We start from the raw sequence: 13,414 nt of genomic DNA on the forward strand, positions 1-13,414 counted from the left end.
TTGTGAAGGCTTTACACAGTTTTTAACCCGCTCAGCGTTTTGTTGATTGGATTTTGTAAACGCAAGATTTGCGACTATCGTGACGCTTCGGTTTTTCGGACGTCATAGACCGGTACGAATGAAGTTGAATGGCCACCACTGGCCGTCGACCCCTTGGAAGAGGCAGAAATTTTATGATCATCAAACCGCGGGTTCGTGGCTTTATCTGTGTGACCGCTCACCCTGTTGGCTGTGAAGCGAACGTCAAGGAACAGATCGACTACGTCACCCAGCACGGCGCCATCGAAGGCGGCCCCAAGAAGGTGCTGGTTCTCGGCGCTTCCACCGGCTACGGCCTGGCCGCGCGCATCAGTGCTGCGTTTGGCTGCGGCGCCGATACCCTGGGCGTGTTTTTTGAGAAAGAAGGCGAAGAAGGTAAGTTGAGCTCGGCCGGCTGGTACAACAGCGCCGCGTTCGAGAAGTTTGCTGTCGAAAAAGGCCTGTACGCCAAGAGCATCAACGGCGACGCGTTCTCCGACGAGATCAAGCGCCTGACCATCGAAACCATCAAGAAGGACCTGGGCAAGATCGACCTGGTGGTCTACAGCCTGGCTGCGCCACGCCGTACCGACCCGCAAGGCGTGGTGCACAACTCCACCCTCAAGCCGATCGGCAAGGCCGTGACCCTGCGCGGGATCAACACCGACAAGGGCGTTGTGGTTGACACCACGCTTGAGCCTGCGACCCAGGAAGAAATCGACGGCACCGTCAAAGTGATGGGTGGCGAAGACTGGCAGCTGTGGATCGACGCCCTGCGTGACGCCGACGTGTTGGCCGAAGGCGCCAAGACCACCGCGTTCACCTACCTCGGCGAGAAGCTGACCCAGGACATCTACTGGAACGGCTCCATCGGCGAAGCCAAGAAAGACCTCGACAAGAAAGTCCTGACCCTGCGCGACAACCTCGCGGCACTCAAGGGCGACGCCCGTGTGTCGGTGCTCAAGGCCGTGGTCACCCAGGCGAGCTCGGCGATCCCGATCATGCCGCTGTACCTGTCGCTGCTGTTCAAAGTGATGAAAGAGCAGGGCACCCACGAAGGCTGCATCGAGCAGGTCTACGGCCTGTTCAAGGACAGCCTGTACGGCAGCGAGCCGAAACTCGACGCCGACGGCCGCCTGCGTGCCGACCTGGCTGAGCTGGAGCCTAAAGTCCAGGACGCCGTGGCTGCACTGTGGAACCAGGTCACCGACGACAACGTCAATGAGATCAGTGATTTTGCCGGTTACAAGGCTGAATTCCTGCGCTTGTTCGGCTTTGAAATCGACGGCGTGGATTACGACGCTGATGTGAACCCTACCGTGAAGATCAATGGCCTGATCCAGGCTTAAACACGGTCGAAAAATGTGCGAGCGGGCTTGCTCGCGAATACGGAGTGTCAGTCACTGAATAGGGCGACTGATGCACCGCTTTCGCGAGCAAGCCCGCTCCCACATTCGATCTGTGTTTTCTCAGACCCGTCTTACGCTCCGCTGAGTGCACCCCTCCTGCAAGATCTGCCAGAATCCCTTCGCTATCACTCACGCTAACGGAGGATCTGATGACGATTCGTGCAGTAGTTTTTGATTTCGGCGGTGTCCTGTTCGACTGGAATCCGCAGCACCTCTACCGCAAGCTGATTGCCGACGACCACGAACGGCAATGGTTTCTCGAGAACATCTGCACCCAGGCCTGGAACACCGAGCAGGATGCCGGCCGCTCGCTGGCCGAGGGCACTCGCAGCCTGATCAAGCAATATCCCCAGCATCAAGCGTTGATCCAGTCCTATTACGACCGCTGGCATGAAATGCTGCGCGGCCCGTTGCCGGACGGTGTGGCGATCCTTGAAGCCTTGCATAGCGCCAACATGCCGTTGTTCGGGCTCACCAACTGGTCAGCCGAAACCTTCCCGTATGCCCGAGCCAACTATCCGTTCCTGCAGCATTTTCGCGACATCGTGGTGTCCGGCGAATTGAAGCTGATCAAGCCTGATCCGGCGATCTATCACGCAAGCCTTAGCCAGGTGCGTGTTCATCTGCCGGATATCCAAGCCAGTGAAGTGGTGTTTATCGACGATGTGGCGGGCAATATCGAGGCGGCCGTCGCGCTCGGTTGGCAGGGGATTCACCATGTGTCGGCCGAGCGCACAGCGGCGCGCTTGCGTGAGTTGGGCGTGGGCTTCTAGCGCGCCCACTTCTCCATCACGAAATCCACGAACGCGCGCAGTTTGGGCAAGCGGTAGCGGTCCTGGCGATACAGCAAGTGCATGGGGCGGCTGGGCAGTTGATAGGTGGTCAACAAGGCCACCAGCTTGCCGCTCTCCAGGTCCGGTTGGACCAGGGCATCGGCCAGCATGATGATGCCCATGCCGTTTACAGCCGCCTGGCGCAAGCCTTGCGAGCTGTTGATGGTCAATGTGCCGGCCACTGGAACCTCCACCTCGCCATCATCGCCCGTCATGCGCCAGAGCTTGTCGGTGTCACGCCAGTTGTCGTTCGCCGGGTAGGCGAACGCCAGGCAGTCGTGATGCTGCAGGTCGTTGGGCGTCTGTGGCGTGCCGCGTCGCGCTAGGTACTCAGGTGAAGCGCAGAGGGTGAGGGTGTAGGCCTGCATGGGTCTGGCGATCAGGCTGGAGGTTTCCAGCTCGCCGAGGCGGATCGCCACGTCGAAGCCGCTGTCGACCAAGTCCATCCGCTCGTTGCTCAGCACTACGTACAGGTTGATCAGCGGGTAGCGTTGGGAGAACTCGCTCAAGGCCGGCACGAGGCGTTCGGTGCCGAACACGGGGGGCGCGGTGATACGCAGGTTGCCTTTGGGGGTTTCGCTGTGGATCTGCTCAGCCAGCAGCTCGGAGTCGGCCACCAGTCCCAGGACTTCCAGGCAGCGTTGGTAATACTGCCCGCCAAACTCGGTGAGGCTCTGTTTGCGCGTGGTGCGCTTGAGCAAGCTGACCCCCAGCCGTTGTTCCAGCGCGCGCAGATGGTTGCTGACCATGGTGGTCGACATTCCGCACTCCTGCGCGGCGGCGGTCATGCTGCCGGTTTCCACCACCTTCACGTACACCGTCATTGCTTGGAACAGGTCCATTATCAAGCCCAGCTTTAAAGTAATTGCAGGTAAACCCAGTTTATCCAGCTCTGATGGCTAACGATACTGGGCACACCCACACAATGCTTGGAGCTCGACGCCATGACCGCCGCCTGCCTGATGACCACGTATCAACCTTCGCCCTTGAGCTTCACCCGTGGTCTGGGCACCCGTCTGTGGGATCAGCAGGGGCGTGAGTACCTGGATGCCGTGGCCGGTGTGGCAGTGACCAACGTCGGGCATTCCCACCCCAAACTGGTGGCCGCCATCAGTGAACAGGCAGGCTTGTTATTGCACACCTCCAACCTCTACAGCATCGATTGGCAACAACGGTTGGCCCAGCGCCTGACCGAGCTGTCGGGGCTGGACCAGGCGTTTTTCAACAACTCTGGCGCCGAAGCCAACGAGACGGCGCTGAAGCTGGCGCGTTTGCACGGTTGGAAAAAGGGCATCGAAGAGCCGTTGGTGGTGGTGATGGAGAACGCCTTTCACGGTCGCACCCTCGGCACCATGGCGGCCAGCGATGGGCCCTCGGTGCGCCTGGGCTTCCAACGGTTGCCGGGGGATTTCCTCAAGGTTGGCTTTGGTGATATCGCCGCCATCGAAGCACTCACCCAACAGTTTGGAGTGCGTATTGCCGCAGTCCTGCTGGAACCCATCCAGGGCGAAAGCGGTGTGTTGCCAGCCCCGCCGGGTTACCTGCGAGCCTTGCGCGAACATTGCACCCGTCACGGCTGGTTGCTGATGCTCGACGAAATCCAGACCGGCATCGGCCGTACCGGCACCTGGTTTGCCTTCCAGCACGAAGGCATCGTGCCTGACGTGATGACCCTGGCCAAAGGCCTTGGCAACGGCGTGCCCATCGGAACTTGCCTGGCCCGGTCCGGTGTGGCCCAGCTGTTCACGCCCGGCAGCCACGGCAGTACGTTCGGTGGTAACCCGTTGGCCTGTCGGGTGGGCTGCACGGTGCTGGATATCATTGAAGATCAGGGCTTGCTGCAGAATGCCGCGCAACAGGGTGAACGCCTGTTGGCGCGGTTACGTGTGGAGCTGGCGGATCACCCGCAGGTGGTGGCCATCCGTGGGCAAGGCTTGATGATCGGTATCGAACTGGCCAGCCCTTACCGTGACCTTGCCCTACGCGCCGCCCAGGAGCATGGCCTGTTGATCAACGTGACCCGGGGCAAGATCATCCGCCTGCTGCCGCCGCTGACGCTGGATGCCAAAGAAGTGGAGATGATTGTGCGAGCCGTCACCCGTTTGCTGGATTGAAATACGAGCAAAGTGTGGGAGCGGGCTTGCTCGCGAATGCGGTGTGTCAGTGACAAACCAGCTGACTGATCCACCGCTTTCGCGAGCAAGCCCGCTCCCACATGGGGATCTCCATGTCTTTCAGAGGGCATGCCCATTCAGCCATTCCTGGTTCATCGTCTCCTTGTCCCCTAAATAGTCCAACAGCCACGCCATCGCCGGGGACAGCTTGTTCTGTGCCCACGCCACGCACGACGGGCTGGCCGGAAACGGCCGGCTCAACTGCAACGCCACCAATTCGCCGCGTTCGATCCACGGCAATACCTGATGCGCCGGTGCCATGCCGACACACAGTCCGTCGCGCAGGCAATCGATGGCTGAGGACCAATTCGGTACCACCAGCCGCCGCTGGTTATCCAGGGTCCACGTGTCACGCTTGGGCAAGTTGCGCGAGGTGTCGGTCATGCACAGCGAGGCGAACGGACGCAGTTGATCATCACTGAGCAAACCCTGCACGGCCGCCAGCGGATGCTTCGCACTGACCACGCACAGCCAGTTGAGCAAACCCATGTCGCGGAAAGTGAAATGACTGGCTACCGGCACCGCGCTGGTCGCACCGATAACAATGTCGGTGCGCTCATCCGCAAGGGCATCCCACACACCGTTGTACACCTCGTATTCCAGCAGCAATTCCACCTCGGGAAACTGCCGATAGAAATCCAGCACCAATTGCCGACAGCGCTGAGGTTTGACAATGGAGTCCACCGCCACCTTCAACTGCCCACTCCAGCCATTGGCCACTTGCTGACACAGGCGCCGTGTGCCGAGCATTTTTTTCATCACGCCTCGAGCTTCATCTATAAACAGGCGACCGGCGGGCGTCAGTTCCACATCGCGATGTCGCCGCACGAACAACGGCACCGCCAGCCACTCTTCAATCTGACGCACCGTATAGCTGATGGCCGACGGCACTCGGTGCAATTCCTGCGCGGCGGCGCTGAAACTGCCATGGCGCGCCACCGCATCGACTACATCCAAGGAGTATTCGGACCACATGGCAGTTGCCTTCAAAATTATTGATAAGAGTGTTCAATTATTATCGCTTCACACAGAAACTGTCAGCTTCATAATGGGCGCCAGTCAACAAATAGTTTGATGGCAGGATCTACAAGGCTTCGATGAAAAATTCTTTTGGTTTTACCTGGTATCTGGCGGGGCTGAGCATGCTCGGTTACCTCGCCATGGACATGTACTTGCCGGCGTTCGGCGCCATGGGCGAGCAGTTGCAGATCGGCGCGGGCGCAGTAGGCGCCAGCTTGAGCATTTTCCTGGCCGGTTTTGCGCTGGGGCAATTGCTGTGGGGGCCACTGTCTGACCGCCTGGGGCGTAAACCCATCCTGCTCGCGGGCCTGAGCCTGTTTGTGCTGGGATGCGCCGGGATGTTCTGGGTCGAGACCGCGCCGCAGTTGCTGGCACTGCGTTTCATGCAGGCGATTGGTGTGTGTTCCGCCGCCGTAAGCTGGCAGGCGCTGGTGATTGATCGCTACCCGGCGGACAAGGCCCACCGCGTATTCGCCAGCATCATGCCATTGATGTCGCTGTCGCCCGCACTGGCACCGCTGTTAGGCGCGATGGTGCTGAACCACTTTGGCTGGCAGGCGATTTTCGGGGTCTTGCTGGGCGTTTCACTGCTGTTGCTGCTGCCGACATTATTCCTGCGCAGCGTGCCGAAACGTCATGTGGCTGAAGGCGAAACGACGCGCTTGGGCTATGGCCAGTTGCTTACCTCTCGTGTATTTACCGGCAATGTGATGATCTTCGCCGCGTGCTCGGCCAGTTTCTTTGCCTGGTTGACCGCTTCGCCGTTCATTCTTGGCGATATGGGCTACAGCCCGAATGACATCGGCTTGAGCTATGTGCTGCCGACGCTGGCGTTTCTGGTGGGCGGTTACAGTTGCCGCAGTGCCCTGCAACACTTTCAGGGCAAGACGCTGTTGCCGTGGTTGCTGCTGGCCTACTGCATCAGCATGGTGGCGTTGTACCTGGTCGCGACATTGACCGTACCGACCCTGACCACCCTGTTGATTCCGTTCTGTCTGATGGCACTGGTCAACGGTGCCAGTTACCCCATCGTCGTCGCGAATGCGCTGATGCCTTTTGCGGAAAACTCCGGCAAGGCGGCGGCACTGCAAAACACCCTGCAACTGGGTCTGTGCTTTCTCAGCAGCCTGTTGGTGTCGTCGATGATCGAGCAACCGCTGCTGATTACCGTGATCGTGATGTTGGCGACTGCGCCGTTGGCGGTGTTGGGTTACTGGTTGGCGCGGCCGAAGTCGGATAATTCCGAACTGGCGAGCGCTTGATTTGACAATACGATCCAAAAATGTGGGAGCGGGCTTGCTCGCGAATGCGGTGGACCCGTCAGTAAGTCTTTACCTGACACACCGCTTTCGAGAGCAAGCCCACACACATTTGATTCGGTTTCTTCAGTTGCAAAGCGCCATGGCTTAAAAGGTGATTTCCATATTCACCGTCGGCGTCGACGTGCGGCTACCGCGGCCGCCATCCACGCCGAACTTGTTATGCCAGTACTCGTAACCCACCCCGAGGTACAGGTTCGGCTTTACGCTTTTACCTGGTCGCACTGCCACCATCAGTGCCGTGCGCATCAGCGCTTCCGGCGCGGTGTCACGGCCATGGTAGTCCTCACCTTTTTCCCCGACGTAATTAATGAAGCCCTGGAATTTCGCCCCGTGGTTGGCGATCTCGAACGGGCGCATCCACGTCAGGTTGAGCATGTAGGTCGCGTCGAACGTGTGGTTCGACTCCTGCGCGCCAGGGATGCCGGTGTGGTTCTTTTCCTTGTAATACATCAGGCTCAGGTCCAGCACGCCGACGGTGTTGAACTTCAAGGTCGGGCCGATCACCAATGCGCGTTTTTTGGCTGAGGCAAAGTTATTGTTGCGGTTGGCATCGAAGCCCAGGGTCAGCGCGTAATCCTTGATTACGCCGGTACCCAGCGGCACATCGAACACGCGTGACGCGTACAACTGGTGCCGGTACACCGCATACACCTCGCTGCCACCATGGTCGGTGCCCTTGCGCGGGTCGCTGCTGTCGGAGAGGAAGACATCGAGGTTCAGGTAGTTGCTGCCGTACTGGTAGCCGCTGGCGTGGGTGAAGCTGTAGATGCGCTTGCTGAAATCATCGGGGTTATTCGGATTGGTGAAGTGTTGGCCGTAGCGAAATCCTACGCTGTTGTTCATCCATTCCACCGCGGCAGCCTCCCCGCCGCCGAGGAGTGTGAGTAATACGGTTGCGCCGTGCAGTGCCTTTTTCATTGTTTTAATTCCTTTGGCGTTTGGCTCATGGCGGCCTTGCAGGGGCCGCCGGGCGCAGTATCAGCACAAGGGTGGTGTGCGCCAAAGAACAGAATCTCGCCTGGGGCGATGCCGAAACGGCAGCAGCGTAACTGTCTTGTAAGTCAGGAAATACGGGGCGCCCAGGCAGTTTCTTCACGCTCGCGCAGGGCAATTTCCTCGCCCAGCAAGTGGGTCAAGGCTTGCACTGCCACCGGCAGGTCGCGGTCTTTGCGGGCATACACACCGAGGTCGCTGAAAATGCCGCCCTGGTCACTCAAGGGAATGTGCAACAGTTCGCCGCGCGCCAGGTCGGCTTCGATGCCGATACGGGTCTGAAAGGCGATGCCCAATTGCTGGCGTGCCAACTGCCGGGCCAACTCCATGGAATTACTCTGCAGCAAAGGTTTGTTTGCCGCCGCGCGCTTGTGCAAAGGCGCGATCAGGTGATGCACCGACAACTCGCTCTTTGCCTGAATCACCCCATGCTCGCAGCACTGCCCGTAGCTGACGCGGGTTTCAGCGGCCAACGGATGGGCCGGCGTCATCAGCGCGCCCAGGCGGAAATGCCCGACGCACAACTGGGTGATTTCGTTGTTGCGGGCGAGGGCAAACGCCAGCCCCAAATCTGCCTGGCCATTGATCACCGAACCGGGAATCGACTGCGAGCCTTGTACCGTCACGCCGATCGTCACCTTCGGGTAGCGCTCGCGCATGCGCCTGAGCGCGGCTGGGAGCAGCTCGACGGCAGCGCCTTCCACCGTAGCGATCTCCACATGGCCGGTCTGCACGCCATGCAATCCATCCAGCTCGCCGCGCACGCGCTCCACATCCTGCAACAGCAGCGTCACGTGGCGAGTGAGGATTTCACCGGCGGCAGTCACGCGCAGCCCGCCGGGTAGACGCTCGAACAAGGCTGCGCCCATCTCGTCTTCCAGCTTGAGGATCTGCCGGTTCACGGCGGATGACGCCACATTCAGGCGGCGTGCGGCCTCGCGGATCGAGTGACAGCGCCGCACCATGTCGAAGTAGTAGATCGCGGGGGCGTGAATACGCAGCTTGCGGTTGAGCATTTTTTTTCAGGTCCTTTTGCGCACGGCTTCAAGCCACAGGGCAGGGCGGCTGAATGGATTTTTGTAACGGTTGCAAATGGCTTATTGTGGAATTGATTGTATACAACTCTATGGACATCTCTCGTTTCCTTTGCATACAGTGAATGCACAACAAAAACAGAGATCCCCTCACCATGACTATCCCGAAGGCGTCACCGCAGCGGCCCGAAGATGAAAATCTGGGCGTCGCCGCCAACATGGCTTACGGCCTGCAGCATGTGCTCACCATGTACGGCGGCATCGTTGCCGTGCCCCTGATCATTGGCCAGGCCGCTGGCTTGTCACCGGCGGATATCGGCCTGTTGATCGCCGCGTCGTTGTTTGCCGGTGGCCTGGCCACGCTGTTGCAAACCCTTGGCTTGCCGTTCTTTGGTTGTCAGTTGCCGCTGGTGCAGGGTGTGTCGTTTGCCGGCGTGGCAACCATGGTGGCGATTGTCGGCGGCGACGGTGCCGGCGGAGTGCCGGTGATTCTCGGGGCGGTGATGGCCGCGTCGTTGATCGGACTGCTGATCACACCAGTGTTCTCGCGGATCACCAAGTTCTTCCCACCCTTGGTGACCGGAATCGTGATCACCACCATCGGCCTGACCCTGATGCCCGTTGCGGCGCGCTGGGCCATGGGCGGCAATAGCCGCGCGGCAGATTTCGGCAGCATGCCCAACATTGGCTTGGCAGCGCTGACCCTGGTGTTGGTGTTGCTGCTGAGCAAGATCGGCAGTGCGACCATCTCGCGCCTGTCGATCCTGCTGGCGATGGTAATCGGCACCGTGATTGCGGTGTTCCTGGGCATGGCTGACTTCTCCGGCGTGACCCAGGGGCCAATGTTCGGTTTCCCAGCGCCATTCCATTTCGGCATGCCAACCTTCCATGTGGCCGCGATCATTTCCATGTGCATCGTGGTGATGGTGACCTTGGTCGAGACCTCGGCAGACATCCTGGCGGTGGGCGAGATCATCGACACCAAGGTTGATTCCAAGCGCTTGGGCAACGGTCTGCGTGCCGACATGTTGTCGAGCATGTTCGCACCGATCTTCGGTTCGTTTACCCAGAGCGCCTTCGCCCAGAACGTCGGCCTGGTGGCGGTTACCGGGGTGAAGAGTCGTTTTGTGGTGGCAACCGGCGGGGTGTTCCTGGTGATCCTCGGACTGCTGCCATTCATGGGGCGGGTGATTGCGGCGGTCCCGACGTCGGTGCTCGGTGGGGCTGGGATTGTACTGTTCGGGACCGTGGCGGCGAGTGGTATCCGTACGCTGTCGAAGGTGGATTACCGCAACAACATGAACCTGATCATCGTCGCTACTTCCATCGGTTTTGGCATGATCCCGATTGCGGCGCCGAACTTCTACGATCATTTTCCAACGTGGTTCGCGACCATTTTCCACTCGGGCATCAGCTCATCGGCGATCATGGCGATCCTGCTGAACCTGGCCTTCAACCATTTCACCGCCGGCAACTCGGACCAGCAATCGGTGTTTGTGGCGGGGACAGAGCGCAGCTTGTGCTTCCGGGATGTGTCGGAACTGCGCGATGGGGATTACTTCAGCGGCGGTAAGTTGTTCGATGCCGAGGGTAAGGAGATTCCGTTGGTCGCGGATACTCCGAGGAAAGCCACTAAGCCTGAGACCACTGAGGTCTGAAGCGGTACCTGATGTGGGAGCTGGCTTGCCTGCGATAGCTGCGGTGAATTCACCCTTGTCATCGCAGGCAAGCCAGCTCCCACATTTGAATTCAGCCAGCCTTGAGTTCTTTGTACGGCACCGCACACACCTCATCCAAAAACTTCACCACGGTCCCCATGCACGCTTGGCGTTCTTCGACATGAGGCATGTGGCTGGAGTCTTCAAACAGCGCCCAGCGCACATCGGCAATCTCATCCAAAAACGGCTTGACCACCAGCGGCGTGGCCTCATCGTGCCGACCGGAAATCACCAGCGTCGGTACATTGATTGCCGACAGGCGACCGATGGATTTCCAGTCTTTCAAGCTACCGATTACATGGAATTCGGTGGGGCCGCTCATGGCGTGGTACACCGTCGGGTCGGAGTCGACTTGGGCAAAGGTACGCGCCACTGCGTCCGGCCATGGGTTGACCCGGCACACGTGATAGTCATAGAACACCCGTGATGCCGCGAGGTATTCCGGGTCTTGGTAGGTGCCGGTGGCTTCGTGTTTGAGCAGGGTTTCATGCACGCCTTCGGGCAACAATTTGCGCAGGCGGTTGGCTTCGCTGACCCACGTGCGCATGCACGTCGGCGAGTTGGCCGGGATAAACGCGCGCAGGCCCTTGGGCTGCAGGATCGCGTGTTCGCTGCCGAGCATGCCGCCCCAGGATTGGCCGAGAATCGCGTAGTTGTCGCTGATCTCCAGATGCTCCAGCAGGTTGTTCAGCTCTTCGAGAAACAGGCCGACGGTCCAGAAGGATGGGTCTTTGTCAGGGAGGTGGGTGGAGCGCCCGTTGCCCAGTTGGTCGTAGTGGATCACGGCGTGACCGCTGGCGGCGACATCCTTGAACGCGTCGACATAGTCGTGGGTGCAACCCGGGCCGCCGTGAATGATCACCAGCGGTGTACGGCCGCTGGACAGGTCACCGGTGACGCGGTACCAAGTCTGGTAGGTGCCAAACGCCGCATACCCTTCGTGGATTTTTTCGATGAATTCCATTTCGTGCCCTGCTCTCAAAAAAAGGATCAGGGACACAATAGTCGTCGCGGGAAATTTAGGTAACTAGCAAAACAGCTAGGTTTTGCGCGCGGGTCAATCTTCGAGCAGGCGGTAATGGGTGGCGCGCACCACCGCTTGTACGCGGTTCTTGGCCCCCAGTTTGTGCATCGCCGAGGCCAGGTGCAGGGTAACCACCGCCAGTGAACGGCTCAGCTGGCTGGCGATTTCAGCGGCCGTCAGGCCGTCGGCGGCCCATTTGAGGCACTCGCGCTCCCGTTTGGTCAGGTGGATATGCGGGTAGGTGCGCAGCTCCTTGCTGAACAGCGGGTAGGCCGCTTCCTGCAAGGCATGGGAAATAAGGCTGAAATCCGACAAGGTTTGCTGCGCATCCTGCAGTACGGTCTGGGCTCTGCCGGTACGCAGCCCGGTCAGCGACGCAAAACCGCCACGGGGCAGGTGGATTGGCACGCTCACGCCGCAGGTCAGTTGCTGGTCGTGCAGGTAGGACGAAACGGGCGCGTGGCAGGGATCGATGATCTTTTGTAGCGCGGTATCGGCCTTGGCTTCGTAGGACCACACGAACGGCGACACCGTACTCAGGGCCAAATGCTGCACCGGATCAATCTGGTAGAACCCTTTGCAGCACCACAAGCTGTGCCAGCCCGGCGGGGTATTGCGCAATGCCAGTACCGAAGGGGTGATGAGTGCACCATCCTGGTCAATCGGCACCGGGGTGTAGTCATACACCAGTGCATCGAAGCCCAACTGCTGGGCGAGGATAAACGTGTTGTCCATCTGCTCATCCAGGCTCCTGCCCGGCATCAAGCGGTGATTGAAGGCAGTTAGCTTGGCCAGCATCCGTTCTGCTCCCGAATTCATTTGAATCTCGACTTGCTGCAAGTAGAATGCCACGCCCCGGCGAAGGACAGCCAGGCCAAACCTATAAGAATTGCTAGGTTATGGACGCGCGGCATCCTCGGTAGTGTTGGCCGCTAAACGGCCGCTACCTGCCAGGCCGACACAACACAAGGAATGTATGCATGTGGCGTGAAATTGCCCCCGACCAGCAGTACAGCGTGCAAGTCGACGGCTATGACCTCGTGGTCTACAGCTTTGGCGAAGGCGATGAGGTGCTGTTGTGTCTCAACGGCGGGCCAGGCCTGCCGTGTGACTATTTGCGCGACGCCCATGGCTGGCTCAAAGACCATAACCTGCGAGTGGTTGCATTCGACCAGCTTGGCACGGGCGCATCAGCCAGACCGACCGATGTTTCCCTGTGGGAAATCCGCCGTTATGTCGAAGAAGTCGAAACCGTGCGCCAAGCCCTGGGCCTGGGCCGCGTGCATTTGCTTGGGCATTCCTGGGGCGGCTGGCTGGGTATCGAGTACGCCATCCATTACCCCAATGCCCTGAAAAGCCTGATTCTCGAAAACACCGTCGGCGACATCCCACACCTGTCCCAGGAACTGGAACGCCTGCGCGGCGCCCTCGGCAGCGAAACCGTGGCCATGATGCAGCGCCACGAAGCCATGGGCACCCTGGACCACCCGCAATACCAAGCCGCGATTACCTTGCTCAACTACCGCCACGTGTGCCGCCTCGACGAGTGGCCAGAGCCGGTCAAACGCTCGCTGGGTGACTGGAACATGGGCCCCTACGAAACCATGCAGGGGCCCAACGAATTCCTCTATATCGGCAATCTCAAGGACTGGAACCGTCTCTCTGAAATGGCCGAATTCAAGATGCCTATCCTGATCACCACCGGCCAGCACGACGAACTCACCCCGGCCTGTGCCATGCGCATGAAGATGGCCGCCAGGCACGCCGAATTGCATGTGTTCCCCAACAGCAGCCATATGCCGTTCTACGAAGAGCCCCAGGCGTATTTTCCGGTGCTGCTGGACTTCCTTGCGCGTCATCGAGGCTGAC

The 13,414-nt window shown here is 59.7% G+C and carries 12 protein-coding genes; 6 read left to right on the plus strand and 6 right to left on the minus strand.

Translation table 11 applies throughout. From position 1 onward, the window contains the following. Positions 1 to 173: 173 nt before the first annotated feature. Both fabV and HF257_RS09605 read left to right on the plus strand, forming a co-directional pair. Complete coding sequence (fabV, locus tag HF257_RS09600) at positions 174 to 1,367, plus strand: enoyl-ACP reductase FabV (RefSeq protein ID WP_185708699.1); 1,194 nt, start codon at positions 174 to 176, stop codon at positions 1,365 to 1,367. Positions 1,368 to 1,576: 209 nt separating this feature from the next. Beyond that, on the plus strand, positions 1,577 to 2,200 hold the full coding sequence (locus tag HF257_RS09605; RefSeq protein WP_185708700.1) for an HAD family hydrolase: 624 nt from the start codon (positions 1,577 to 1,579) through the stop codon (positions 2,198 to 2,200). Here the strand turns inward: HF257_RS09605 and HF257_RS09610 are convergent. Then, positions 2,197 to 3,102, minus strand: a complete 906-nt coding sequence (locus HF257_RS09610; RefSeq protein ID WP_185708701.1) for a LysR family transcriptional regulator — start codon at positions 3,100 to 3,102, stop codon at positions 2,197 to 2,199. The two genes, HF257_RS09605 and HF257_RS09610, sit on opposite strands and share 4 nt — an antisense overlap. A gap of 102 nt (positions 3,103 to 3,204) precedes the next feature. On the opposite strand from HF257_RS09610, the gene HF257_RS09615 reads away from it, so the two are divergent. After that, complete coding sequence (locus tag HF257_RS09615; RefSeq protein ID WP_185708702.1) at positions 3,205 to 4,374, plus strand: aspartate aminotransferase family protein; 1,170 nt, start codon at positions 3,205 to 3,207, stop codon at positions 4,372 to 4,374. A gap of 120 nt (positions 4,375 to 4,494) precedes the next feature. Here HF257_RS09615 and punR read toward each other — a convergent pair whose 3' ends face one another. Continuing rightward, positions 4,495 to 5,409: a DNA-binding transcriptional activator PunR gene (punR, locus tag HF257_RS09620; RefSeq protein ID WP_185712085.1), complete on the minus strand. Its 915-nt coding sequence runs from the start codon at positions 5,407 to 5,409 to the stop codon at positions 4,495 to 4,497. Positions 5,410 to 5,531: 122 nt separating this feature from the next. Here punR and punC point away from each other — a divergent pair, with 122 nt between their 5' ends. Further along, positions 5,532 to 6,716 carry a purine nucleoside transporter PunC gene (gene punC / locus HF257_RS09625; RefSeq protein WP_185708704.1) on the plus strand — a complete coding sequence of 395 codons (1,185 nt, stop codon included), beginning with the start codon at positions 5,532 to 5,534 and terminating at the stop codon, positions 6,714 to 6,716. 144 nt (positions 6,717 to 6,860) lie between these two features. On the opposite strand, the gene HF257_RS09630 is transcribed toward punC, so the two are convergent. Together HF257_RS09630 and HF257_RS09635 are read right to left on the minus strand one after the other, a co-directional pair. Next, on the minus strand, positions 6,861 to 7,694 hold the full coding sequence (locus HF257_RS09630) for a nucleoside-binding protein (protein ID WP_185708705.1): 834 nt from the start codon (positions 7,692 to 7,694) through the stop codon (positions 6,861 to 6,863). A 143-nt stretch (positions 7,695 to 7,837) separates the two neighbouring features. Beyond that, positions 7,838 to 8,785, minus strand: coding sequence for a LysR family transcriptional regulator (locus tag HF257_RS09635; protein ID WP_185708706.1), 948 nt, complete (start codon positions 8,783 to 8,785; stop codon positions 7,838 to 7,840). 173 nt (positions 8,786 to 8,958) lie between these two features. Between HF257_RS09635 and HF257_RS09640 the strand changes: the two genes are divergently transcribed. Continuing rightward, entirely contained in the window at positions 8,959 to 10,461 is a 1,503-nt protein-coding gene (locus HF257_RS09640) for a nucleobase:cation symporter-2 family protein (protein ID WP_185708707.1), read from the plus strand. A gap of 91 nt (positions 10,462 to 10,552) precedes the next feature. On the opposite strand, the gene HF257_RS09645 is transcribed toward HF257_RS09640, so the two are convergent. Together HF257_RS09645 and HF257_RS09650 are read right to left on the minus strand one after the other, a co-directional pair. Continuing rightward, positions 10,553 to 11,485 carry a proline iminopeptidase-family hydrolase gene (locus HF257_RS09645; protein WP_185708708.1) on the minus strand — a complete coding sequence of 311 codons (933 nt, stop codon included), beginning with the start codon at positions 11,483 to 11,485 and terminating at the stop codon, positions 10,553 to 10,555. A 93-nt stretch (positions 11,486 to 11,578) separates the two neighbouring features. Then, positions 11,579 to 12,343 carry a LuxR family transcriptional regulator gene (locus HF257_RS09650; protein WP_185708709.1) on the minus strand — a complete coding sequence of 255 codons (765 nt, stop codon included), beginning with the start codon at positions 12,341 to 12,343 and terminating at the stop codon, positions 11,579 to 11,581. Positions 12,344 to 12,525: 182 nt separating this feature from the next. On the opposite strand from HF257_RS09650, the gene HF257_RS09655 reads away from it, so the two are divergent. Then, entirely contained in the window at positions 12,526 to 13,413 is an 888-nt protein-coding gene (locus HF257_RS09655; RefSeq protein WP_185708710.1) for a proline iminopeptidase-family hydrolase, read from the plus strand. Position 13,414: the final 1 nt, after the last annotated feature.

It is taken from the genome of Pseudomonas cremoris (assembly GCF_014230465.1).

What these genes read in the sequence shown, in the direction of transcription:
- HF257_RS09630 (WP_185708705.1), bottom strand. Translation starts at nt 7,694, where the DNA reads ATGAAAAAGGCACTGCACGGCGCAACCGTATTACTCACACTCCTCGGC.
- HF257_RS09610 (WP_185708701.1), bottom strand. Translation starts at nt 3,102, where the DNA reads ATGGACCTGTTCCAAGCAATGACGGTGTACGTGAAGGTGGTGGAAACC.
- HF257_RS09645 (WP_185708708.1), bottom strand. Translation starts at nt 11,485, where the DNA reads ATGGAATTCATCGAAAAAATCCACGAAGGGTATGCGGCGTTTGGCACC.
- fabV (WP_185708699.1), top strand. Translation starts at nt 174, where the DNA reads ATGATCATCAAACCGCGGGTTCGTGGCTTTATCTGTGTGACCGCTCAC.
- punR (WP_185712085.1), bottom strand. Translation starts at nt 5,409, where the DNA reads ATGTGGTCCGAATACTCCTTGGATGTAGTCGATGCGGTGGCGCGCCAT.
- punC (WP_185708704.1), top strand. Translation starts at nt 5,532, where the DNA reads ATGAAAAATTCTTTTGGTTTTACCTGGTATCTGGCGGGGCTGAGCATG.
- HF257_RS09655 (WP_185708710.1), top strand. Translation starts at nt 12,526, where the DNA reads ATGTGGCGTGAAATTGCCCCCGACCAGCAGTACAGCGTGCAAGTCGAC.
- HF257_RS09650 (WP_185708709.1), bottom strand. Translation starts at nt 12,343, where the DNA reads ATGCTGGCCAAGCTAACTGCCTTCAATCACCGCTTGATGCCGGGCAGG.
- HF257_RS09635 (WP_185708706.1), bottom strand. Translation starts at nt 8,785, where the DNA reads ATGCTCAACCGCAAGCTGCGTATTCACGCCCCCGCGATCTACTACTTC.
- HF257_RS09605 (WP_185708700.1), top strand. Translation starts at nt 1,577, where the DNA reads ATGACGATTCGTGCAGTAGTTTTTGATTTCGGCGGTGTCCTGTTCGAC.
- HF257_RS09640 (WP_185708707.1), top strand. Translation starts at nt 8,959, where the DNA reads ATGACTATCCCGAAGGCGTCACCGCAGCGGCCCGAAGATGAAAATCTG.
- HF257_RS09615 (WP_185708702.1), top strand. Translation starts at nt 3,205, where the DNA reads ATGACCGCCGCCTGCCTGATGACCACGTATCAACCTTCGCCCTTGAGC.